Raw genomic sequence first — 24461 nt, 5'->3', positions numbered from 1 at the left:
CTAAACAGCTTTGGGTTTCAAGGTATTGATGACTCAGTTATTTAAGGTGACTGATTAAATAAGATAACAGTTCACAACTAACTTTAAACTGAGCCAATAATTAATTATTAGCTTTTAGGTTTCGGTTTGCTTTTACTGCGGCTGTTACGGCGACGAGTTGGTTTCTTCTCATCACCTGCTTTGCTTTGATTTGCAGGTTTGGCCTTACCCTCTTTTTTAGTTTGATTCATGGCGCTGGCTTTTAGCTTAGCGATTAAATCAAAGTCAATTTGTAACAAGTCCATATTAACACCGGCTACTTTAATACGTACCAAGTCACCTAAGCCGTATAAGTTACCTTTGTCTTTACCAATCAACTGCTGCTGCTTCTCATCATAAACGAAGTAATCATTACCGACGTTTGAGATATGCACCAAACCATCAATAAACAGTTCAGTTAGGTTAATAAACAGGCCAAAGCTGGTCACTGCGGTGACGACACCATCAAACTCTTCACCAACGTGGTCTTTCATATAATGACACTTCAGCCAGCTTTCAACAAAGCGAGAGGCTTTTTCGGCACGGCGCTCGGTATCTGAGGTTTGTTGGCCTGCCTCTTCTAGCGTAAAGTCCATCTCTGGCTGTTTTTTACCAGTGACTTTTGCTTTAATCGCACGATGCAGCATTAAGTCAGGATAGCGGCGAATCGGCGAGGTAAAGTGTGAATACTCGTCGTAAGCCAAACCAAAGTGACCGATGTTATCAGGCGAGTAGTTAGCCTGCATCATAGAACGCAGTAGCATACTGTGAATACTCACCGCATCTGGACGATCTTTTGTCGCTTCGATAATACGCTTGTAATCCGCTTGAGTCGGGCTTTCTTCTGGGAAAGCGATACCAAAGTTTTTGGCATACTCATGAATCATGCTCGACTTTTCGGTATTAGGCTTATCATGGTTACGATACAGTACCGGCAGCTCTTCTTTTAATGCAAAGTTAGCCGCACAAGTGTTGGCAAGTAGCATTAACTCTTCAATCAGTTTGTGTGAATCGCCACGAGTACGCGGTACGATAGCCTCAATGCCACCTTCTTCGTTAAACTTGATATAAGTCTCAGGCGTCTCAAACTCCATCGCATTACGCTGTTCGCGTTTTTTCACCAGCACTTTATATAACTGATGCATGGTATCGACAGACTTCTTAACGTCTTTATTGTCGGTTAACGATTCAGGAACGCCTTCTTTATTACCATCAAAGTAATCGTTTACTTGATTGTAGGTCAGACGTGCTTGCGAATGCATCACTGATGGATAGAACTCATAACCAGTGATATTGCCGGCACGCGACAGTTTGATATCTGCCACCATACATAAACGGTCAACACCTGGGTTTAACGAGCACAGGCCATTTGATAGTACTTCTGGTAGCATCGGAACCACGTGATGTGGGAAGTAAACAGAGGTACCACGCTCAAAGGCTTCATGGTCAAGTGCTGAATTTGGTGTCACATAATGGCTGACATCTGCGATTGCAACGACCACACGGTAGTTACCGCCCGAGCGTTTTTCAGCGAATACCGCATCATCAAAGTCACGTGAATCTTCGCCATCAATGGTAACCATTGGTAGGTCACGAATATCTGTACGGCCTTTGACGTCTTTTTCGGTCGGCTCTTTATAGCTGTTGGCTTGTTTTAGTACCGCTGCACCAAATTCGCTTGGGATATCGTAGTTAAGCAAGGTGGTCTCGATAATAACCTCACGGTCGTTATCGTCATCCATTACTTCAATAATTTTACCAGTAGCAAATTCGTGCTGGTTTGGCCAATCAATAATATCAACTTTTACTGGGACACCAAGTTTGGCATTCATGGCCTTAACGTTGGCTTCAGTCACGGTAATTGGTTGATGGTTATTTGGACTGGCTAGACTGACGGTATAACCTTCGTCATCTTTTTCAAGTGTGCCAATAAAATGGGTCTGTTGACGGTCGGTTACTTCGATAATACGGCCTTCTGTGCGGCCACGATTATCGGTTGAAGTACCAATCGCATCGACAGTGTCGCCATTAAATACCCAGCGCATTTGCTTTTCATGTAAAAACAAGTCTGGCATATCATCTAGCACCACAAAGCCAAAACCTTTGGCATGTGCAGAAACCGTACCATTAACCACATCTTGTTTGGTTACAGCACGATATTTATAAGGTCTGCCGTCGCGATTGACTTGGCCATCGCGTACCATCGCTTTTAAGCGATTACCTAAGGCATCAAACTGATCTTCATTGGTGATGCCAAAAGATTCGGCTAATTGCTTGTGAGTCAGCTCACCCTTATCCGCTAAGGTTTGCAAAATAAGCAAACGGCTTGGGATAGGATTGTCGTAGTTTTGAGCTTCTTGTTGTGCGTTTGGATCGTTCCAGGTCATAGAATACCGTATAAGTTATTTATATTTTAATTGAGTCGAAATGTGAGTCTTGCTTATAGAATAGGGTTAAGCGTTATGCTTGATTGTTAATAAATCACTTACTTACTTGCTTAACCTGCTTAGGTACTGACTATTTATCGCTTAGCTTACTGCTTGTTATTTAGTTAAATACTAACTGTTAAATAGGGATAGCGTCTGCTCGTTAATATCAATCTATACATTGATAATCGAGACAGTATCAACCTTTTACAAGCGCTGCGGCTGTTTATAACACAAATAAATGAGGTCACATCTAAGACATTGAGCGTTAAATAAAGACTCAATGACGCTTATTATATTTTCACAATGTGTCATTTAGAGTGTTTAAGCAAGCAAGGTCGCTGCCTATGACAAGTATATTAACATAAAAAAAGAGTGAATAAGTATGACCGGCAATGATAGTCCACGTTAACAAACGTAAATAACATTAAGCCTGCCTTTTAACTTTATAGATAAAAATAAAGCCCGCTCTTATAAGAGGGGGCTTTATCGCCTATAACAGGCAAATTATGCTATCGCATTACTTCTGTTTGCTTTTTTCGTCTAAATAACGACCAATCTCGTCTTTTAGTGCAAGCTTGCGACGTTTCATTTCATCGATTTCGTCTTCACGGCTTGCTGACTTAACCACATCATTTTCAAGCTTATCGATTTCAGTGTCTAAGTCGTTGTGCTCTTTGAACATTTTTTGGAAATGAGTGTCAGTATTCTTAAGCTCAGAAATTAAATCACGATGTTCATGGAACATATCATTATCCTTTTTGGGTTGGGTTACATAAATCAAATGGGTAGCATAAGGAGCATTAAGTAGATTACCCATCAAAGAGAAAGTATATTTATTTTTATTACCTTCTCATTAAATTGTACCCAAAATATCAAGTGTTGACCATGGCAAAAACACTTAGTTTTGGCTTAACTTACAATTTACCTGTCAAAAAGTATAAATGGTGTCAGTTTTTATCAATAATAAGTATTACAAAACTAATTTCTATAATAGTTCAGTTTTATCAATCATATTATTCAGCTTTATACGCTTGTTGTTTTGCGCCTATGCCCCGATAATAAAGACATAAGCTAATCAGTAATCCTTTATTTACTTGCCATTACGCTGCTTAGTGAGCAACTAATGCAACAATAATTATTCAACCATCAATTAAATCGTATTTATTCCCTATTTTAGAACATTGATATAGATAACAGCCCCGAATGAGGAGTTCGATATGTTAGACCAAAGTTTATTAGATGCGGTAAAAAGCTATAGTGAAAAAATGACTCGCCCTATTAGTTTTGTTATTGGTGCCGGTGAGCATCAAAAACGTGCCGAACTGGTTGATTTCTTGACCAAAATTGCGGGAACAACCGACAAGATTAAGTTTGATGAGAGCAACACTGACGACAGTCTACCAAGCCCAATCAGCTTCAAGATTACAAGCGAAGGCGATGATGTTAATAATGAAACGGGTATCGTATTTAGTGGTATTCCAGGCGGTCATGAGTTTACATCGCTAATCTTAGCCATCTTACAAGCCGGCGGTCACACACTAAAGCTTGATGAAAGTATTCAAAAGATGGTGAAGCGTATTGGTCAACCATTACAGTTCCAAACTTATGTGTCTCTGTCTTGCCACAACTGTCCGGAAGTGGTGCAGGCGCTTAACCAGTTTGCGTTATTGAATGATGGCATTAGTAACGAGATGATTGATGGTGGCTTGTTCCAAGAGCAAGTCGAAGCCAACAACATTCAAGGCGTACCAGCGGTATTTTTGAATGGCAAGCCTTTCTTAAATGGTAAAGTGGACACGGCGCGCATTATCGATAAGCTACAAGCAGAATACCCAGACTTATTGAATGCGGCGAGCGCCAATGACCAAGAGCAGCTAGAGCGTCAAGACGTTACCGTTATTGGAGGTGGTCCAGCAGGCGTGGCATCAGCGATTTATAGCGCACGTAAAGGTTTAAAAGTTACTATCATTGCTGACCGTATCGGTGGACAGGTGAAAGATACTCAAGCAATTGAAAACTTAATCTCTGTGCCTTTAACCACGGGTAACGAGCTGTCAGCTAACTTTGAAAAACACCTTAAAGAGTACGACATTAATATCAAAGAGCACGTCAGCGTCAAACAGCTGTCTGAAACTGAAGATGAAAACTATAACATTCATCTTAATACCGGTGAGCAGTTTGAGACCCGCAGTATCATCATCGCAACAGGTGCTCAGTGGCGTAAGCTGAACGTTCCTGGTGAAGAAGAAAATATCGGTAGCGGTGTTGCATACTGCCCACACTGTGATGGTCCATTCTTTAAAGGTAAAGATATCGCAGTTATCGGTGGCGGTAACTCAGGTATCGAAGCGGCGTTAGACTTAGCGGGTATCGTGAAAAACGTCACAGTATTTGAATTCGCGGATGGCTTAAAAGCGGACCAAGTATTGATTAACAAAGCCAAAGAGACTAAAAATATTAACATTATTACCTCAGCGGCGACCAAAGAAATTAAAGCAGCTGACGGTAAAGTGACATCCATCGTGTATGAAGACCGCACGTGCGGCGAAACCAAAGAGCAAGAATTGTCGGCGGTATTCGTGCAAATTGGTTTGGTACCAAATTCTGAGTTTGTTAAAGGGTTTGTCGATGTGAATCGCTTTGGCGAAATCGAAATTGATGAAGCTTGCCGAACAGACCGCAGAGGTATCTTTGCTGCGGGCGATGTGACTACCGTACCGTTTAAGCAAATCAACATTGCAATGGGCGAGGGTAGTAAAGCGGCGTTATCCGCATTTGAATACCTTGTGATGCAATAATTTGCATGATTTATTAGCCTACTGTTAAATCATTTGTATGTACTACTATGATTTAATATTGAGTGACTTAAAAAGCCATCCTACAGTAGTGTAGGCTGGCTTTTTTATTTGAGCTTAATCGCCTTAGTTTTAATTGATTTGGTCAACTTACGATACTCAAGTAGTTATCTGTTTTTAATTTTAATTTCTATAATCTTAGCGTCTATTTTGCTTTAGAATATACCCCCAGAACTGAGCGCACCGCTGATAAACGTGTCTATTAACTGTGCTATTAAGCCATTTATTATAAATGCTAAGCAGCTCGTTTAAAGGTCTAGGTGTCCAAATTCACTTGACTGTCTTGTATCTGATGCACTCTCATTGATGGCGTTTTTATTTTGATGGTGTGTCTATGGCCTAACCAGATGCAGGGTTTACTTTAAAAGGAATGAGAATACGATGGAGTTAATTCAAGCATTTTTTAGCAAAGTGGGTGATCTGACATGGGGGTGGTCGCTTGTCCCGATGCTCATCATTTTTGGGCTATTGTTTACGATAGTCGGTAATTTTGCACAGATTAGATATTTTAAACGCATGTTTTCGGTATTCCGCAGCGATGAAGTCGGAGAAGGTGGTATTACAGCGCGTCAGGCACTATTGGTCTCTATCGGCGGGCGTGTCGGCGGTGGTAACATCGCTGGTGTCGCGGTTGCTATCTCACTGGGGGGTCCAGGTGCGGTGTTTTGGATGTGGACAGTAGCGGCCATCGGTATGATGACCAGTATTGTCGAATGTAGCTTGGCGCAGCTGTATAAGCGCAAAGACCATGAAGGCAACTTCCGTGGTGGTCCAGCAACCTATATCTTGCACGGCTTAGGTCGTGAGTATAAATGGCTAGCAGTTATCTATGCGGTGTCATTATTATTGTCATTCTCAATTGGCTTTGTGGCATTCCAAGGCAACACGGTGGCAGGCTCAGCGTTAGAAAGCTTTGGTATTGAACGCTGGATTTCAGGCGTCATTTTGGTTATCGCTGGCGGGTTTATTGTGTTTGGTGGTATCAAGCGTATTGCAAAAGCTGCTGACATCGTGATTCCTATTATGGCGCTAATTTACCTATTAATGGCAGTGGTCATTATTGTGCTAAATATCACGGAACTGCCAGCACTAATCACTATGATTGTCAAAAATGCGTTTGGGTTTGAGTCAGTGGTCGGCGGCGGTATTGGTGTTGCCATTGAGCAAGGTATGAAGCGTGGTCTGTTCTCAAATGAGGCCGGCTTAGGCTCAGCACCAAACGTTGCGGCAACTGCTTATGCGACCCATCCAGTGAGCCAAGGTATCTCGCAATCGTTGTCTGTATTTATTGACACTATCGTGGTGTGTAGTGCTACTGCGTTTATGATTTTATTGAGCGGTGTGTATCAGCCCGGTGTTGAGATTGACGGTATTGTATTAGCGCAACAGGCATTAACTAGCGAGCTTGGAGAATGGTCACAGTATGTGCTAACCATATCGCTATTATTATTCGCCTTAAGCTCTATTATGTATAACTACTATATGGGCGAAAATGCGATTAACTTTTTGGTAAAAGATAATATTAAAACGGCGACCTTTATTTTACGTGTGGTGGTGGTTGCTATTTTATTCGTCGGTGCAGTTGCGCCAACAGCAACAGAGGTATTCTTCTTCGCAGATCCACTAATGGGTGTATTGGCATTGGCCAACTTATTGGCACTGATTATGCTATTCCCACGTGCCAAGCGTTTGCTTGATGACTTTGCAGGTCAATTAAAAGCCGGTGTCAAAGTACCGTTATTTGATGCAAAAGAGTATGAAAAACTTGACTTAGATTTGGCTGCTTGGGGTAAAGAGGCCGTATTAGAAGCCAAAGAGCTCAAGCAAAAATCTTAAATCGGGTTCATTGCTAACGTCCAACCTTTCACAATAGAGCCATCGTAGCCGCCGTAACAGTGGTTACGGTGGCTTTTTTTGTTTTTCAATAGCGAGGGTCATTAGGTTGATTGCTTTGGAATGTTGTATGGTCTAATTCGGTTGCCAACGTCATAGCCGTGATAACTTATTAAATGATGCTTGAGTTATTGTTTGCCACGCACATAGGCAATTACTGGCAGCGCGATAACATACATCAGTATTCCATACAAAGCGGCAGGCAGTGCAATCACTGGTAGTGCCACAGAAGTGCCAATAATAATCGGCGCAAGCGTTATCGCCGTGGTGCTGTTTTGGATGCTGGTTTCAATAGAGATCGTTTTGGCATCTGTCCAGCTCAGATGAAACGCTCTGGCAACAAGTAAGCTCAATGCAAACAAAATCGCAATAATTAACGCCAGTTCCAGTCCGATTTCAGTAATATGTGATTGAGTCAACCTCCAGTTTGAGGCAATAGCTGCAATAACGATTACCACAAAAAACAAACTGGCCAAGCCATTTAATAAGCCGCTTCTGCGTGTCATAAAGTCAGTAAATTTATGACGTGCTAACATACCTAAACCGACCGGCAAGGTAGTGATTAAAAACATAACCAACCCAATCTTTAAGGCGCTGATTGAGCCGGCTTGGTCCTGCATAAAGTGATTAAAGGCGAGCGTAATCATAATAGGTAGGGTAATCACAGATAACAAGCTGACCACGCCGGTGAGTGCAATGGATAGCGCCACATTACCTTTGGCATGGTAAGTGAGAATATTGCTGGTAACACCGCCGGGACAAAAGCTGATTAGCATAATACCAAATGCAATGGCAGGGGGTGGTGACATCAAGGTGACGACGATTATGGCCACTAAAGGCACTAGTAATATTTGACTAAACAGTCCGAGCAAGAACACTTTTGGGCGCTTGACAATGATTTTAAAATCGGTAGTGGTCAGCCCTGTACCCAAGGTGAACATAATATAGGCCAGTGCTAATGGCAGCAGAGCGAGTGCATGATTCATGAGACAATCCTTGTCAAAAACGTAGCTAACTGGTGTGCAAGCCATAAGTGTGAAAATAAAAGTGTAACGACCTCATCATAAACGTAAATGGTGAATCTGCCAATGATTCATTATTCAGTTATCGATAATAGATATGGATTGAATATGAAATGGAGCAAAGCACTGTTTATAGACCTTGCTATAGAAAGTCGATTAACGTAATTTATTAAACTATCTAAAACTTATCTTATAGAGATATGGCATGTCAGTATTAAAAGAGACGTTATCGATTAAAGGGTTATCAAGAAAGGTGTCTTTGGCATTATTTGCCATGGTGTCAATCAGTGTGGCCAGCCATGCCTCAGCAAAAACGGTCAATGACATCATTAAATCGTATTACCCTATTTATAATGAGACCAAACAGTGCCGAGGTATTTTTGCTAAAGACGGCTCATCAAGTTGGGAGGGGCAGTACAATAAAAGTGGCTATTGCATTAAAGTGGACAGGCTATTGCAGGTGGATACCTCTCAAGGTAAGCGATTGTATATGTTAGTCAGTGGAGAAGTCGCCTTTCATGAAGACGGTAGCGAAGACTCTGGTTCGCATGCAGACACGGGTCTTGTGGGGATGTTGGTTCTAAAGCCCAGATCAGATTCTAACGCAGATCTAGAATTAACAGCCGATGGCTGGCAGGTTGAGTACGCTAATCCTGCTATGAATGCCGGTAGCTTTGGCAAAGGGTTGGTGGACTGGGAATTGATACAAGTGGCACCTGATTATTGGGGATTTATCAATACTCACAGCGACTCACATGGTAGCCAGTCTTTTTCAGAGTATGTCTTATTAACACCAGACCCTAGCTCAAAACAGATTATGGACCATCGTATAATGGCAAAGTCCTCGTCTGAGAATAACTACTATGCACCATCAGGGTGTAGTAAAGACAGTCGTATTGAGTACTGTAACTTGATTAAAGTGACGTATGATATTGATAACAACACGATAAAAAATGGGTTCTATCCATTGAAACTGACCATTAATGGTCATGAATACAATCAAGGTGCGACCTATAAGACAGTCTATAATAGTGAGACACATAAGATATTCTATGTGCCTACTAAGGGCTATGTTTTACCGGAAGATTATCCGCTTAAATAATGGTCATATCTGTCAAATACTAATCTGCCAAGATACCTTCCACAGACAATATCTCTCCTGTTTCATCCTCTGGTAATATGGTCGTTTCTTTTAGGGCGTCCTCACGCCACTGCTTTAAATGTGGATTACTTAACATAGTCTCACAATATCGCTGAGTCGTCATTTTTAGCTCAATATTTGAGGCATTGGCATAGCTTTGCAATCGGAATACCACAGGCGCATACCAAGCATCAGCAATGGTGAAGTCGCCAAAGAGATAGTTATTTTCACTGTTCTTATGAGCATCACTGTTTAAACACGTCTCAAAAATAGATTCGATGCGCTGTAAATCTTTAAGACAAGCAGACGTGGGCGTAATTCTTGCGGTTGCCCGAATGTTCACAGCCATTACCTGACGCAGACCGATAAAACCTGAGTGCATTTCAGTCACGATACTCTGACAAAAGGCTCGCTGCTCTCGGGCAGATGTATCTGATTGATTAAGCAGAGCTTTGGACTTTGGTTGTCCTGACCAGATATCTAAATCGGTTAAATAATCATTAGCATATAATGCAATCGCTAAGCTATCCGTGATATTGACACTAGACTGAGCGTCACCTTGAAAATCTACTAGTACAGGTACTTTCCCTGATGTAGAGTATTTATCCAGGGTGGGTTTAGATGATGGATGAAACAGCTCAATTTTTTGCTCTTTAAAATCAATATTGAATGCTTTTAACAGTAACCATGCACGTAACGACCATGATGAATAGTTTTTATTGCCGATAACAAGTAGAGGGATGTTCATCAAACTTCCTTATTATTTATAGATATAAAATTTATAAAACCGAATAAGTAGTATGCAAGATTTATTGGTCGTTTACGAACGTAAAAATCTGATATCACCTATAAGTAAATCGCTTGGGTATTATAAAAAGTAATGTCATAAAATGTGCTACTGTTAACGATACAGGCTAAATAGAGTCGATATTTAATTTATTCAAAAACTTTAAGAAAGGAGATAAATTGGAGATTGATGCATTACGCTGCTTTATTGCGGTAGTAGAAACGGGTAGTTATTCTCAAGCTGCTAAGCAAGTATATCGGAGCCAAAGCGCAGTTAGCCAAAAAATGAATAAGCTCGCTGAACAAACCGGTAAAGTATTGTTTATACCAGCAGGACGATCGCTTGAGTTAACCGAAGAAGGCAAGTTTTTACTCAGCTATGCACGGCATATTATTACTCTGCATGACGATGCAATGCGGCAAATGAGCATGAGTCAACAAATAATTAGACCACTGCGGTTGGGATGCCCTGACGATTACGCAGATAGTATTTTGCCTAAAGTTATTGGGTTAATACGTCGGTATGTGCCAAATTTACCTATTCATGTGACCTGTAATAATTCAACTAACTTGCAGCAAATGCTGGCCAATGGTGATATTGATACCGCAATTATCTCCCGATCCTCAACCAAAGAGGCAGGGCAATATTTAGAAAAAAGTGAAGGCGTTTGGGCCTTTAATGGAGATGTTCAGGGATTGTGTTCACTTTACAAAGAGACGAGGGGTGTACCTTTAGTGCTATTTGAAGAAAGTTGCGCGTTTCACCATGCTGCCGTGCAAGGCTTAAGTCAGCTAAATATAAACAGTTACATTGTGTCTAGTACTAATAGCATAGGTGCGATTAAAGGCTTAGTGATGGCGGGGCAAGGGATTACCGTGGTAGCAGATAGGAGTTTAGGAGAGATGACAGTGCTGAATAATGAAAACAACCCATTACCCTTTAGGCTGCCCAAATTACCCAGTGTGATTATCGAGATGGTCATAGTTGCAAACGCCCATCCAAATTTTGGACGGGCGCAGTTGAATGAGATATGCTCGAAATATTAGTCAATAAATCAGACTTTATACGGCCTTATTTCTTAGCAGGTGGCACAAAACCATCCGCTTCAAAGCCCACTTTTGCATGGGTGCTGTCACAAAATGGCTTGTGTCCAGAGTGGCCGCAGCGGCATAAATGCACTTCGGTATCACGGGTAATGGTGCGGTTCCTGTCACCACTTCTACATTACCGTAGATGAAGTTTGGTCCGTTTTTCATCGGTTCAATACGCAGCTCACCGCCGCTGGCATCTTTTACTTCTGGTAGTTTGATTTCAACAGATGGCGGCTCGCCAGTCGCTTCAAAGTTAACCTCTTTATGACTGCCGTCACAATAAGGCTTTTGCTTCGAGTGTCCGCAGCGGCATAACACCATGCGTGTGCCATTATCCTTGCCTTGGACGCTATGTTTTGCATGAATATAAGACGGCCCGTTTTCTGTCACCCGAATAGTATTCACTTTCGGTGCGGTTTCCATCGGTGTGCCATCAGGATGAAATACTTGAATGGCGCCAGAAGGGCAGTTATGAGCAATCTCTAACAGTTCATCTGGGGAGGCGTTTTCAGGATGAATCCATTCACCGTCGACGTTCGGAACGAATACATCAGGGCGACCTAACACACAGTTGCGTGAATGAATGCAGCGGTTACTATCAAAAGTAACCGTTGCATCGTCAGTTTTGACCACTTCTACATTATTATCATTGTTGTCCATTGGAGTTCCTATTGGCTTGCCAAGGCTGCTGCCTTGGCTGGCTAGATAGAGAATAAAAGATGACCGAGCTCTACAGCTGAAATCTATCCATGAATTAGCATTGAGTAGGACGAATGTTCAATAAACTATTATTTATTATATTTTGATTAAGTCTTAATGCAAATGCTTTATGGCTATAATAGTTGCATATTTAAGGGTATAGCTTTTCTAAGAAGTCCAAATAACGATTCCATGAGCGTTTATCGGCACGTTCGTCATAAGACTCTGCTTCAAAGTCAGTAAACGCATGCGGTGCACCACTATAGGTAATCATCTCATGAGGTACATGAGCTTCCTCAAGTGTTTTACCAAGGGTAGTGAAGTCCTCAAAAGGCACGACTTGATCGGCTGTACCATGGAATACTAATATCTCACCTTGAGTATTGTTATAGTTTTGCAGGGGAGGTGTTGCAAGGTCACCATGAAAGGGAACAAATGCTTTTTGAGGGAATCCAGAACGGGCAAGCTCTAGTGCAGCACTGCCACCAAAGCAATAGCCCATCGTCACTCCGTCACGTACATTATTGCCTTGGGCTTGACCAGCATTTAGAGCGGCTTCAATTAAATGACGCATTTTATTGCGGTCTTGGTATAACTCACCAGTAAGGCGTTTTTTATCTTCTAATTCGGTAGGTCGAATGCCTTGCCCATATAGGTCAGCGGCTAATACGTTATAGCCTTCAGTTGCGAGCATGTCGGCACGCTTGCGTTCATAATCGGTGAGGCCATCCCAATCATGCAGGAGTAATATAAAGGGCGCGTTGGGAGTATCTGCTTTGGCGTAATAGCCTTCATAAGCCTGATTATCGACAGTATAAGTGATATTTTTAGTGGTAATCGCAGAGGCCGCTTGGCTAGCACCCAAAGTTAATAGTCCGATTGATGCACCAACCAGCAGTGATTTGTATTGTTTTTTAAGGGCTTTTATAGACGAGTCTTTGTTTGAGAATGACATCATAGTTCCTTAATAGTTTCTTATTTTATACAGTATCAATAGAGGGGTGACGATTGGACAGAATAAATTAGTCGTCTAATTTATCCATCTTTTTGGCCGCTTCATACAAGCCATTTGAGCGGTTACCGGTACGGCAGAACATCAAGATAGGCTGCTCAGCTTGATTAAAATAGTCAGCGAAATCTTCGACATGTTGCATATTTAATTCATTACCTGCGAACGAAATCTCTTTATAAGCAAGACCCGCTTTTTTTGCAGCCGCTTCGATATCGCTGCTAGTAGGTTGATCGGGTGCTTCGCCATCTGGGCGGTTATTAATAATGGTTTTAAAGCCTTGGTCAGCAATTTCTTGTACTTGTTCTGGGGTAATTTGACCGGCAAAGCTAACTTGATGTGACATATATTTTCCTTATTGGTGGGTAATTAAAATTTAGTGTTTTCGACTAAATGACATTATAGATAACGTTGATGTAAATGATGTTAATACAAGATACTCGATTCAATATAACTTATAGCAATCCTTGCATCAATGCACTTTGGTATAGCAATTTTGCACGTGCCCCCGAGCCGCAAAACAGCATAATCGGCTTGGGCAGACTGTGATAATGCTCGGCAAAGCGTCTCACTGTTTGCAAGCTTAGGCGCTCTTCGTCAAAAGGGATATAAGCGTATGCCAAATCAGCCTGCTGTGCCGCAGCATTAATGGCTTGGCTTGTCGGCTGATTGGGCTGCTCATTATCAGGACGAATATTAATCAACGAGCGGTAGCCTAGCTTCGATAGCTTGGCGCACTGAGCAGGATAAATCTGCTTATAAATAGTAAGAGAATCGCTCATAAAGGGGGGCTTTGGGTTAAAAGTTATGTGTAAGTTTGAATGATAGTCTTAATCTAATCATCGTTATTGTACGTTTTTCTGGTCTCTTCAAGTGGCTATTCAAATTCTTGTTTTTGAATGGTCGGCACAATATCGTTGCGCGGATCATCATCGGTGAGTAAGATAACTGCTTGTACCGTGCTTAGAAATACCCGTCCAGACAGCTCTTTAATCACAGGCGTATGTTTGATGATATCCATCACGGGACCTTTGATAACGGAATAATGTAGCCGTTTTTCTTTATCGACCAGCTCACGATTTAGCGTGGTTAGCATTTCTTGAGCGGTCAAATCAATATGATTCACTGCAGACATAATCAGCACTAGATTATCAGCTTTAGGGTGCGCTTCAAGGGCATTGTGAATCTGGGTATGTACCGCATTACTGTTGCCAAAGAACAGGCTTTCATCGACACGTATGATTAATAGATTATCATAGGTAATCACGTCATGACGATTCACGTTACGAAAATGCTCAGTACCTAATAATCTGCCAACCACAGCGATATGCGGCTGACTGGACTGCCAAATGAGCCCCGCAAAAGAGGCAATTAAACCAATCACCAAACCGGTATTTAGTCCGAAGATAAGCACGCCCAATAAGGTAGCTAGGTAGCTCATTGCATCTAGGTGATCTGATTTCCATGCCTGCTTTAGGGTGTCGATATCAATGAGGCTAATAATGGATGCCATAATCATGGCGCCAAGTAGGGCGTAGGGCAGGGGCGCAATGGCTCGGCTGAGCACTAATAGACTTGCCACCATGACCATTACGGTAATGATGCTGGCAAGCGGTGTTCTAGCGCCAGAGTCAACATTAATGGCGGTTCGTGAAAATCCGCCGGCGACTGGAAAGCTTTGGCTAAATCCGCCGGCAATATTAGCAAGCCCGAGTCCTTTTAACTCCTCATTAGCATTGAACTTCTCACCGCGTAATCGTGCGTAGGTGCTGGCAACTGAGCTGCTCGAAACAAACGCGATTAATGCCATTAATCCTGCAGTGGGTAGCATAGACACCTCTTGCGATAGACTGTCTATATGCGGCAAGGAGATTTGCGGTAAGTCACTTGGAATATTACCGATAATCCGGATGCCATCCGTCGACCATTGCCCGACATAACTGGCAATAATGGCAATAATGACCACAATTAACGGAAATAAACGACCCATCCAATTTGCAGCAGACTTAGGTAGCCAAGACTCCCATAATATACGACTGGCATAGCGGTTGAGTATGAATAAAATAAAGGCAATAACACCCAGAATAAAGGTAGGTAAATGCAGAGTATTTGCCTGTTTTAGCAAGGACACAAGTGCATTAGGCAGTGTGTTACCACTGATAGAAATGCCCGTGATGTATTTAATTTGGCTTACAAAGATAAGAATCGCTGCCCCACTAACGAAGCCTGCTGAGACGCCGCGGCTGATAAATTGAATAATCCAGCCGAGTTTTAATCGTCCTGCTACCCACAATAAGACACCGACCATTAGTGCCAGTAGGCTTGCTAATAAGCTGTATTGTGCGCTGCCCGGTTCGGCGAGTCCATGCAGGCCGCTCGCAGTCATAATGGCCGTGATAGCGACGGCACCAACTGCTTGTACGTTGCTTGAGCCGACCCACGCATAGACCAGTACCGGCATGATAGAGGCGTATAGCCCATATTCAGGGGGTAAGCCTGCCAGCACCGCATAACCCAAGCTTTGTGGAATAACCAATACCCCGACTACCACACCCGCAATGATATCGGCAGGCAAAAGTGGCATCGAGTATTGGGTAATCCAAGTCGGTAGCAGGCGAGAAAAAGAGCGTGACATAAGCACCAAATCTTCTATTTAGTCGACCCCTTCTGAATATAACTGTTTTAAATCTTGAACGGTCAATTTCAGAAAAGAATTTTTATTATCAGCACCAACACCGCTGACTCAGCCATCAAATCAGCTACAAGTCCGCTGTTGAGCGAATACGTATTGTAGCAGCATTAGCGCCTATAATAAGTTGATGAGTTGCAACACCGCCCTTATATAAGCAAATATTGCTTAATCATGAGCGTTTAGTAGCGAATTTAATAATAAATTGAATAAAAGGATAAGACCATGACAACAGATTCTGTTCATTTAGTATGCCCAAACTGTGCTGCGACCAACCGTATTCCACAAGCCCGTTTAACTGAGTCACCAAAATGTGGTAAATGTCAGCATCAGCTATTGACTGCTAAGCCGGTGATGTTAACCGATCAGACTGCACATAAAACCATCCAAAAAAATGATGTCTTAACCATCGTTGATTTTTGGGCAAGCTGGTGTCAACCCTGTCATATGATGGCACCGCAGTTTGAGCAAGCAGCAGCACAATTACCGAATGTGGTATTCGCGAAGCTACAAACTGACCAGTTTGAGCAAGCCGCTGCACCGTATGGCATTCGTAGTTTGCCGACTATGGTGGCATTTAAAGGCGGTAAAGAGATTGCCCGTCAATCAGGGGCATTGCCTGTAAATCAAATTGTACAATGGGTACAGTCTTTAGCTTAATATCTTAAGGCTATTAGGCAAAGCACACTTGACCTAACACCACCGCTTTATTGGCACCGGTAACCGCTGGCAGGTTGCCGGTCTCACCCATAATGGTTTGACGAGCAAGCCATGCAAACGCCATGGCTTCTATCCAAGTCGGCGCAATACCAAAATCCTCACTGGTTAATACCGTCCACTGCGGTAGCAGAGTTGAGATTTGCTCAAGTAGATAAGGATTATATGCACCGCCACCACAGACCACGACTTCACCTTGCTGCATGTTAAGGCGAGTTGCTTCGGCCTTAATGGCATCGGTTAGCGTTTGAGCAGTCAGTATGGTAAGCGTGGCTTGAACGTCAGCAGGGTTAAGTGCCTGTTGCTGCTCGATATCAAGTTTAGAGATTTGAGCGGTAAGCCAAGTTAAATTAAAGTCCTCACGGCCGGTACTCTTTGGGGTGGGCTGAGTGAAGTAGTCATGAGCCAATAGCTGATTAAGCAGTTCTTGGTTCACCCTACCCGAACGTGCCCACTGCCCATCTTTATCATATAGTGTCTCAAAATCAGCATTATCTGAATCTACCTTTAGCTGATCCACATGCTTTTGATACCATGCATCTAGCAAAATGTTGGCCGGTCCGGTGTCATAGCCAATCACTTTTTCGCCAAGGCTTTGATTGCCATGGTTATTAATGGCAGGCAAGACAGTAATGTTAGAAATACCGCCTAGATTGACCACAATACGATGCTTGTTTTGCTGCGCATCGTCAGTATTAGTGGCTGCTATATTACTATCACCAAACTGTGCCGAATGAAAGGCGGGTGCGAGTGGCGCACCTTGTCCACCCACTGCCATATCGCGGCGACGAAAGTCGGTTACCACGCTAATACCCGTTCGCTCTGCAATAATATTGGGATCGACCATTTGCAAGGTAAACCCTAGATTTGGGCGATGGCGCACGGTTTGCCCATGACAACCAATGGCTAAGATGGCGTCTGCTGTGATGCCTGACTTCTTAAGCAACTCATTTACCACGGTACTGGCAAATTCTGCATATTCTTTACTGGCCCAACCAAACCACTCAAGTTCACTGCGTGGCTGCTGCTCCAAGATAACGTTACGGGCAGGATTTGCTAATTCAAGCGTCCCATTAGGCTCACATAAAGCCAGTAAAACCTCGCGAAGCTGAACCGGAAATTGAGCACTGTGAGTGGCGATAATTTTTTCATTTTGAGTGTCATCAAACTGACAAATTACTGCGTCCATGCCATCAAGGCTAGTGCCTGACATCATGCCGATATAATAGCCCGTATCGAAGCTATCAAATAAAGTCTCAGAAAAAGCCTGCTCAAAATCATCAAAGGTAGGGGCGGTATTGTCGCTTATAGATTGGGTCATAAGATAAGTGCCGTACAATAAGAATAAGTATTCTGATTATAACAGACTGTCAAAGGGTCGGCTTTAAAAGCAAGGTTCATGAGCCAAAAGGACGCCAAAACAAAAGGCTGCTAGAGCATTTCTCTAACAGCCTTTTTTAAAATTATATTTTCTACTATGGGTAGACTTTATTGCAGTTTAAGCAGTGGCTGACCGTATTCAACAGCATCACCGGTTTCAACCAGTATTTCATCAACCATACCCGCCATCTGACTCTCAACAGGCAGCAATTTGCTAAGCACATCAACATAAGCAATAGTCTGACCCACCTCAACGCTGTCGCCTAGATTGACCAAAAGCTCTGGACCACCGTCTGGGCTAAGCTGGACATGACCGACATACGTTGAGCTCACGATAGAGGCTTTGGCGTCCTCTTTTTTTTGAGCATCTGTGTTTGGCAAACTGTCTGCTTGAGCGGCTGTATTGCCCTGAGAGCTTGCTACAGATTGACCTGACAGATAATTGACCACAGTAATAGATTGTGCACCGTCAGCGACAGTCACTTGATGCACCTGACTGCGCTCGACACGTTGTACTATCTTTTCAATAATTTCTATATCCATGCTAAGACCTCAAAACTGATAAACGCCAACTCACTGATGCGAGGTGCTAAAAGTAACATACTAACCGCTTATATAATTTGCCAACGTCATAAAGCTTAGACCACTCATGATAATCGCAATAATCCAACCAAATGCGGCAATCCAAATAGGATGTTTATAATTGCCGACAATATTTTTTCTGTACGCGGCAATTAAGATAATAATCATTGCAATCGGTAGAATCAGACCGTTTAATGTACCGGCCAATACCAATAACTGCGCAGGCTTACCTATGGTAGCAAACACAAAGGTAGAAATAAGAATAAAGGTAATAATAAAGTAACGTTTGTACTGTTCAATAAAGGGATGGAAGCTACTCATAAATGACACTGAGGTATAAGCGGCGCCAATAACAGAGGTGACCGACGCGGCCCAAATAACAATACCAAAGATAATTTTACCGACATTACCTAAGATATGCTGAAACGGAGACATAGCAGGATTTGTCGGGTCAAGCGCAATACCTTTAGATACCACGCCTAACACAGCTAAGAATAAAAATACCCGAACAATGGACGCAATCAAAATGCCTGATACAGAGCTGCGTGTCACTGAGGGCAGATTTTCCTCTCCGCTAATACCCGCCTCTAGCAACCGGTGTGCCCCTGAGAAAGTAATATAACCACCGACAGTACCGCCCACTAAGGTCACAATCGCCATAGCATCGATTTTACTTGGCATAATAGTACGTGCGGCCGCTTCTGCAAAGGGCGGGTTAGATTTAAACATCACATAGATTATGAGCACCAGAAGCGTAAAACCCATAAGTTGGGTGAACCTATCCATGATAGGCCCAGCTTCACGGCTTAAGAAGATAGCCACGGCTATGACACCACTGATTAAAGCACCAGTAATAGGAGAGATGTCAAATACCGCTTGCATACCAAGACCAGCGCCACCGATGTTACCAATATTGAACGCCAGACCCCCTAACACCACTAAAAAGGTTAAAAAGTAACCCACCCCTGGGAAGACAAGGTTGGCGACTTCCTGAGCCCGCTTTTTAGAGACCGCAATAATACGCCAGACATTTAGCTGAACCCCAATATCCATAATAATCGAAATCAAAATGACAAAGCCAAAGCTGGCCATTAAGCTTTCAGTAAAGGTGGCAGTTTGGGTTAAAAACCCTGGACCCACTGCCGAGGTCGCCATTAAGAATGCGGCACCGAGTATGGCAGTATTGTTCTTCTTTAAGGCGTTCATAGGCATCCTTATTAAAGGCTTTGTTTAAGATAATAAAAGTGAGTCGTGCTTATTAAAACGGTCATCAAATTAGAGCGCTATAAGGTAAAATTAGAGCGCTATAAGGTATAAATTGAAGCGACATACAAAATAGAGCTTGAGATAAAAGGGTCTATCTCGCTATTATTTTAATGCCCTGTTGTTCTAGCTGGCTTTTAATCTCAGCGGCAAACTTAACGGCGTGTGCATTGTCGCCATGTAGACAAATACTTTGAGCCTCGACGGCAACTTTAGTGCCATCGACACTGGTAACCACGCCTTCGGTTATCATCTGTAGAGCGTGCTGTGTTGCTTGAACAGGGTCGGGAATCAGTGCATTGTCTTTGGTACGTGAGACAAGGGAACCATCGCTTTCGTAATTTCTGTCGGCGAACACTTCTGAGATTGATGCCATACCCTGTTCTTTGGCAACGCTAATTAAATAGCTGCCTGACAGCCCCATAATTGCCAAACTGGGATCAAAGCGTTTCACTTCACTGATCACAATATTAGCCAAACGTTCATCTTTAGCGGCTTGGTTATATAGCGCACCATGCGGTTTGACATAGCTCAGCTCAACGCCCACCAAGTTGCAGACGGCTTTAGCAGCGCCTAATTGATAACTTATCAGCGCCCGATATTCCGCTTCACTTAAGTCTTGCGGCGTACGACCGAAGTTTTCTTTGTCATCAAGACCAGGATGGGCGCCGACTCGTACCTGATATTGTTTGGCAAGTTGTAAGGTCTCTAGCATATGCTGATAGGAGCCGGCATGCAGACCGCAGCTGACATTGGCTGAGCTGATAATACCCATTAATGCCTCGTCTTGACCACAGCCTTCGGCCACGTCCGCATTAAGATCAACACTGACGTTTTTGGTCTGGTTTGTATTATTAATTGTCATCTGCATATCTCCTAATGCGCTCGATGTAGCGCTGTCGTTGTTGACGAGCCTCTAGAGCGTCTTCCATTGATACCAATTCAAAACGGCAATGCTGTCCAAAGCGGGTTTGCGCCATTAGCCCAATATCGGCTTCAATAACGGTCGCTATTTTGGGATAACCGCCAGTGGTTTGCGCATCGGCCATTAGTACAATCGGCTGGCCTTGTGGCGGTACTTGAATCATGCCCGCGGCCACACCATGAGAACTCATACTGATATCTTCAATCGTTTTTAATGGCATGTTACCGACGCAGCGATAGCCCATACGGTTACTGCTGGTATCCACTTTCCAGTCCTGCTGCACAAAGTTCATTTTTGAGGTGTCATCAAAGCAGTCGTATTCACTGTTTTTGACCACACGAATGATATTGTGTGCAAAGTCGTCATTATCACTAAACAGACGCGGTACACCAATAACCGGTAATGGCGTGTGCGGCGTGGTCTTTAAGCTAATGTCGTCGCCTTGTTGCAAGAATCTACCCTCTTTACCACCAAATTCAGCCTTGGTATTGGTACTGGCTGAACCAAGCACCGGCTCGATATTAAATCCGCCTTGTACGCATAGATAGGCGTACATGCCCTGTAGCGGACGAACCAGTTTTAAGGTTTGACCAGCTTTGGCATTGATACGCCAGTAGCCATAGATTCGGGTATCATCGAGGTAAGCTTCGTAAATAGCACCGGTTAAACAAAAACAGGTATCTTGGCTAAACTCAAATTCCATACTACCAAGAGCAAATTCGATAGCAGGCTCATCCAAATCATTTTTCATCAGCGCATTGCCTGCTTGCAGCGCCCACGGGTCCATCACACCATTGGGGCCAACACCTAAGCCACGAAAGCCAAAGCGACCCCTGTCTTGAATACTTGCCAGTGCGTTTGAGGCTAAAATTTTCATTGTGGTTGCCTGTTTCTGGTTCTTATTCATTTATAGTACTTATTAGTTATGAGCTTATGCATCATGAATATCGATGGCTTTAAACTGAAGCGTATCGCCAGCGCTCAAAGCGGTTGGTGGCGTTTGGTTTAAATCAAACAAAGGCATCTCGGTCTGTCCGAGTAGTTGCCAGCCTCCAGGGGATGAGAACGGATACACACCGGTTTGCTCACCGCCGATACCGACTGAACCTGCTGGAACTTTAGTGCGCGGCGTCTCACGTCTTGGGAAGTACAGCTTTTCTGATAATCCGCCCAGATATGGGAAGCCTGGCTGAAAACCAATAAAATAAACGGTATAGGTGGCTTCGGTATGCAAACGCACCACGTCTTCAACGGATAAACCAAGCGACTGTGCCATTGACTTTAGATCAGGGCCATATTTACCGCCGTAATGCACGGGTATTTCGATATGTTTGCCTTGAATACTTTTGGCTTCGGTATGCTGACTAATGTCGGCCAACTGTTTTTGCAATGCGTTTAGCTCATTAAAGCTAAGCGGCTTAGTAAACACGCTGAGCGTATTCATGCCAATAATGACCTCAACCACTGTGTCAAGTTGTTCGATACGCTCGGCCAATGCCCAGCAAGTTTGCTGCTTCTCTAGCGTAATCGGTGGCTGCATATATAGTGCAAGGCAGGTTTCACTACACCATTGCCACTGCGTGCCTGCGCTATTGCTATCGGCTGTGGTCTGAACATCCGATTTGGTATCGGGCTGAGTCTGTGACGTTTGCATGCTTGGCATCCTTAAATATTCTTCTCAATCCATTGTTCTAAATAGTGAATACTTACCTGACCATCATTAAAGCCGTCATCTCTAAATAGACGCTGATGCAAGGCGATATTGGTATCAATGCCTTCGATTTGAGTTTCACTCAAGGCAGCCTGCATTCTTTTGATGGCATCTTTACGAGTCAGCCCGTGCACACAGATTTTGGCGACCAAGCTATCATACGATGGCGGTACGGTATAGCCAGTCTCAATGTGACTGTCGACACGCACCCCAAATCCAGCAGGCAGGTGGCAGTAGCTGATACGACCCGGTGTTGGCAAGAAGGTATAAGGGTTTTCGGCATTAATACGACATTCAAATGCATGCCCTGATAGGGTAATGTCTTCTTGTTTATAAGGCAGTGGCTGACCAGCTGAGACCAAAATTTGCGCTTGGATAATATCAATACCGGTCACAAGCTCGGTAATTGTGTGCTCTACCTGAATGCGGGTGTTCATCTCAATAAAGAAGAACTCGCCATTTTCAAATAAGAACTCAAACGTACCCGCACCCACATAATTCATAGTCTGGCAGGCTTTGACACAGGCGGCGCCAATTTGTTGACGCTGCTCCTCAGTAATACCTGGTGCAGGCGCTTCTTCAATCACCTTTTGATGACGACGCTGCATAGAGCAATCACGCTCTCCTAAGTGAATGGCGTGACCTTGCGTATCGGCGAGCACTTGTATCTCTATATGACGCGGCTTTTGTAAGTAACGCTCCATATAAACCACCGAATCACCAAAGTTAGCCTCAGCCTCGCTTTTGGTCATTGAAATGGATTTTAGCAGGTTGCTCTCTTTTTCGACGACGCGCATACCTCGACCACCGCCGCCACTGGCTGCTTTAATAATCACTGGATAACCAACCTCTTGAGCAAGAGCTAATACTTCTTGATCGTTATCAGGTAAAGCGCCCTCAGAACCGGGCACACAAGGCACGCCTGCTTTTAGCATCTGTTTTTTTGCCTCAACTTTATCGCCCATCTGACGAATATTTTGCGCAGTGGGTCCGATAAAGACCAATCCTGCCTGCGTCACATTGTCGGCAAATATTGCATTTTCAGCTAAAAAACCATAACCCGGATGAATGGCCTCGCTACCCGTCATGAGCGCCGCTGATAAAATAGCATCTTGATTTAAATAGCTTTTATTGGCAGGAGTAGGACCGATGCACACGCTTTCATCAGCAAGGCGAACTGCCATAGAGTCTTTGTCCATTTCAGAGTAGACCACAACAGAGGTAATGCCCATTTTTTTGCAGGCCCGCACAATACGTAGGGCAATTTCGCCACGGTTGGCAATAAGAATCTTTTTAAACATGGTTGCTTCCTAGCATTATCATTAACAGACGGTCATTGACAAGCGCCGATAAATATACGCATCATAAACGGATAATAAACGAATGATGTATAGGTTTTATTAATTTAAGCAGTATGAGTCTCGAATAATTTTTGTCCAAAATCGACCACATCACCTTCACTAATCAAGATACGGTCAATCACGCAGTCGGCTTCTGCTTTAACTTCATGCATGATTTTCATCGCTTCAATCACACAAAGCGTATCGCCAGCGCTGACACTATCGCCCTCATTAACGAAGACATCCGCACTTGGCTCAGAGCGTAAGTAAAAAGTACCCATCATTGGCGCCACAATCGCATCACTTTCAACAGCGTTGCTGTTGGCTAGTTGTTCTGATACAGCTGAGTTTTGGTTTGTATTATCATCTGCAGTATTGTTAACGCTACTGGTGGCAACGTTATTAGATGAAGACGCTGCTGATATAGCTTTAGCATCAGTTAAAGTAGATGGCGTGGCTGATTGGTGTACCACCACATGAATACGCTGCTGGCCATCAACCACTTCAAGCGATTCGATATCAGAGCGCTCGGCTAGAGCAATAATTTTTTCTACATCATCAAAATTAATATTCATGAGAGTCACTTATTTATATTCAGAGTATTGGGATAGGGGATTAATCACCCATAATTAAGACAGCTATTATTGTTATATGCAGATTGCCTTAATGACACAGTGCGGTGGATTGGGCGCATGACACTGGCGTGATAAATAATCATAACGTAAAAAAAGTGAAAAACTAATTGTTATATACAAATCGTGCACAAAATATCATAGGCAAATTAAGCCATCTTATGATGATTGTAACTATCTTTATGAGTTATCTGAAAAACCAGATGTTTTTATGTAACGGCCATTAAATCTATTTAAGGGGTGACATTAGCGCAAATAGGTAACAAAATAGCGGCTAA

Annotated in this window: 22 protein-coding genes; 5 read left to right on the top strand and 17 right to left on the bottom strand. The window is 43.2% G+C overall.

The window, feature by feature from the left end; all coding sequences use genetic code 11:
- Window positions 1-107: 107 nt before the first annotated feature.
- Both rnr and AC2SLO_RS00485 read right to left on the bottom strand, forming a co-directional pair.
- Window positions 108-2405 carry a ribonuclease R gene (gene rnr, locus AC2SLO_RS00490; RefSeq protein WP_486540111.1) on the bottom strand — a complete coding sequence of 766 codons (2298 nt, stop codon included), beginning with the start codon at window positions 2403-2405 and terminating at the stop codon, window positions 108-110.
- A 559-nt stretch (window positions 2406-2964) separates the two neighbouring features.
- Entirely contained in the window at window positions 2965-3192 is a 228-nt protein-coding gene (locus AC2SLO_RS00485) for an HP1242/YdcH family protein (RefSeq protein WP_486540113.1), read from the bottom strand.
- Between the two features lie 472 nt (window positions 3193-3664).
- Between AC2SLO_RS00485 and ahpF the strand changes: the two genes are divergently transcribed.
- Both ahpF and AC2SLO_RS00475 read left to right on the top strand, forming a co-directional pair.
- Window positions 3665-5245, top strand: a complete 1581-nt coding sequence (ahpF, locus tag AC2SLO_RS00480) for an alkyl hydroperoxide reductase subunit F (RefSeq protein ID WP_486540115.1) — start codon at window positions 3665-3667, stop codon at window positions 5243-5245.
- Window positions 5246-5683: 438 nt separating this feature from the next.
- Complete coding sequence (locus AC2SLO_RS00475; protein ID WP_486540117.1) at window positions 5684-7138, top strand: alanine/glycine:cation symporter family protein; 1455 nt, start codon at window positions 5684-5686, stop codon at window positions 7136-7138.
- Between the two features lie 185 nt (window positions 7139-7323).
- On the opposite strand, the gene AC2SLO_RS00470 is transcribed toward AC2SLO_RS00475, so the two are convergent.
- Window positions 7324-8181, bottom strand: coding sequence for a bile acid:sodium symporter family protein (locus tag AC2SLO_RS00470; protein ID WP_486540119.1), 858 nt, complete (start codon window positions 8179-8181; stop codon window positions 7324-7326).
- A gap of 241 nt (window positions 8182-8422) precedes the next feature.
- Here AC2SLO_RS00470 and AC2SLO_RS00465 point away from each other — a divergent pair, with 241 nt between their 5' ends.
- Complete coding sequence (locus tag AC2SLO_RS00465; RefSeq protein ID WP_486540121.1) at window positions 8423-9319, top strand: hypothetical protein; 897 nt, start codon at window positions 8423-8425, stop codon at window positions 9317-9319.
- A 19-nt stretch (window positions 9320-9338) separates the two neighbouring features.
- Here the strand turns inward: AC2SLO_RS00465 and AC2SLO_RS00460 are convergent, their stop codons facing one another.
- A complete protein-coding gene (locus tag AC2SLO_RS00460; RefSeq protein ID WP_486540123.1) occupies window positions 9339-10106 on the bottom strand; it encodes a glutathione S-transferase family protein in 768 nt (255 codons plus the stop codon).
- 218 nt (window positions 10107-10324) lie between these two features.
- On the opposite strand from AC2SLO_RS00460, the gene AC2SLO_RS00455 reads away from it, so the two are divergent.
- On the top strand, window positions 10325-11191 hold the full coding sequence (locus AC2SLO_RS00455; RefSeq protein ID WP_486540125.1) for a LysR substrate-binding domain-containing protein: 867 nt from the start codon (window positions 10325-10327) through the stop codon (window positions 11189-11191).
- A 15-nt stretch (window positions 11192-11206) separates the two neighbouring features.
- Here AC2SLO_RS00455 and AC2SLO_RS00450 read toward each other — a convergent pair whose 3' ends face one another.
- The 5 genes from AC2SLO_RS00450 to AC2SLO_RS00430 form a co-directional block, all read right to left on the bottom strand.
- Window positions 11207-11896 carry a (4Fe-4S)-binding protein gene (locus AC2SLO_RS00450; protein WP_486540127.1) on the bottom strand — a complete coding sequence of 230 codons (690 nt, stop codon included), beginning with the start codon at window positions 11894-11896 and terminating at the stop codon, window positions 11207-11209.
- Between the two features lie 190 nt (window positions 11897-12086).
- Complete coding sequence (locus tag AC2SLO_RS00445) at window positions 12087-12890, bottom strand: dienelactone hydrolase family protein (RefSeq protein WP_495637081.1); 804 nt, start codon at window positions 12888-12890, stop codon at window positions 12087-12089.
- A gap of 67 nt (window positions 12891-12957) precedes the next feature.
- Window positions 12958-13290: a protein tyrosine phosphatase family protein gene (locus AC2SLO_RS00440; RefSeq protein WP_486540131.1), complete on the bottom strand. Its 333-nt coding sequence runs from the start codon at window positions 13288-13290 to the stop codon at window positions 12958-12960.
- A gap of 109 nt (window positions 13291-13399) precedes the next feature.
- On the bottom strand, window positions 13400-13726 hold the full coding sequence (locus AC2SLO_RS00435) for a protein tyrosine phosphatase family protein (RefSeq protein ID WP_486540133.1): 327 nt from the start codon (window positions 13724-13726) through the stop codon (window positions 13400-13402).
- Window positions 13727-13821: 95 nt separating this feature from the next.
- On the bottom strand, window positions 13822-15579 hold the full coding sequence (locus AC2SLO_RS00430; RefSeq protein ID WP_486540135.1) for a SulP family inorganic anion transporter: 1758 nt from the start codon (window positions 15577-15579) through the stop codon (window positions 13822-13824).
- A gap of 279 nt (window positions 15580-15858) precedes the next feature.
- Between AC2SLO_RS00430 and trxC the strand changes: the two genes are divergently transcribed.
- Window positions 15859-16293 carry a thioredoxin TrxC gene (gene trxC / locus AC2SLO_RS00425; protein ID WP_486540137.1) on the top strand — a complete coding sequence of 145 codons (435 nt, stop codon included), beginning with the start codon at window positions 15859-15861 and terminating at the stop codon, window positions 16291-16293.
- 13 nt (window positions 16294-16306) lie between these two features.
- On the opposite strand, the gene AC2SLO_RS00420 is transcribed toward trxC, so the two are convergent.
- The 8 genes from AC2SLO_RS00420 to AC2SLO_RS00385 all read right to left on the bottom strand — a co-directional run bounded on the left by AC2SLO_RS00420 (window position 16307) and on the right by AC2SLO_RS00385 (window position 24126).
- Window positions 16307-17671, bottom strand: coding sequence for an anhydro-N-acetylmuramic acid kinase (locus tag AC2SLO_RS00420; RefSeq protein WP_486540139.1), 1365 nt, complete (start codon window positions 17669-17671; stop codon window positions 16307-16309).
- A 167-nt stretch (window positions 17672-17838) separates the two neighbouring features.
- Window positions 17839-18273, bottom strand: a complete 435-nt coding sequence (locus AC2SLO_RS00415) for an acetyl-CoA carboxylase biotin carboxyl carrier protein (protein ID WP_486540141.1) — start codon at window positions 18271-18273, stop codon at window positions 17839-17841.
- Window positions 18274-18333: 60 nt separating this feature from the next.
- On the bottom strand, window positions 18334-19518 hold the full coding sequence (locus tag AC2SLO_RS00410) for an NRAMP family divalent metal transporter (protein WP_486540143.1): 1185 nt from the start codon (window positions 19516-19518) through the stop codon (window positions 18334-18336).
- A gap of 151 nt (window positions 19519-19669) precedes the next feature.
- Window positions 19670-20440 carry a 5-oxoprolinase subunit PxpA gene (gene pxpA / locus AC2SLO_RS00405; protein WP_486540145.1) on the bottom strand — a complete coding sequence of 257 codons (771 nt, stop codon included), beginning with the start codon at window positions 20438-20440 and terminating at the stop codon, window positions 19670-19672.
- Window positions 20430-21407 carry a 5-oxoprolinase subunit C family protein gene (locus tag AC2SLO_RS00400; protein ID WP_486540147.1) on the bottom strand — a complete coding sequence of 326 codons (978 nt, stop codon included), beginning with the start codon at window positions 21405-21407 and terminating at the stop codon, window positions 20430-20432. The genes pxpA and AC2SLO_RS00400 overlap by 11 nt, the downstream gene beginning before the upstream one ends.
- A gap of 24 nt (window positions 21408-21431) precedes the next feature.
- Window positions 21432-22154 (bottom strand): 5-oxoprolinase subunit PxpB, encoded by a 723-nt coding sequence (pxpB, locus tag AC2SLO_RS00395; protein WP_486540149.1) that lies wholly within the window; start codon window positions 22152-22154, stop codon window positions 21432-21434.
- Window positions 22155-22165: 11 nt separating this feature from the next.
- Window positions 22166-23512 carry an acetyl-CoA carboxylase biotin carboxylase subunit gene (gene accC, locus AC2SLO_RS00390; RefSeq protein ID WP_486540151.1) on the bottom strand — a complete coding sequence of 449 codons (1347 nt, stop codon included), beginning with the start codon at window positions 23510-23512 and terminating at the stop codon, window positions 22166-22168.
- Window positions 23513-23616: 104 nt separating this feature from the next.
- Window positions 23617-24126 (bottom strand): acetyl-CoA carboxylase biotin carboxyl carrier protein, encoded by a 510-nt coding sequence (locus AC2SLO_RS00385; protein WP_486540153.1) that lies wholly within the window; start codon window positions 24124-24126, stop codon window positions 23617-23619.
- Window positions 24127-24461: the final 335 nt, after the last annotated feature.

This window comes from Psychrobacter sp. CX14 (assembly GCF_057396205.2).
This window is presented reverse-complemented; position numbering and strand designations above follow the sequence as displayed.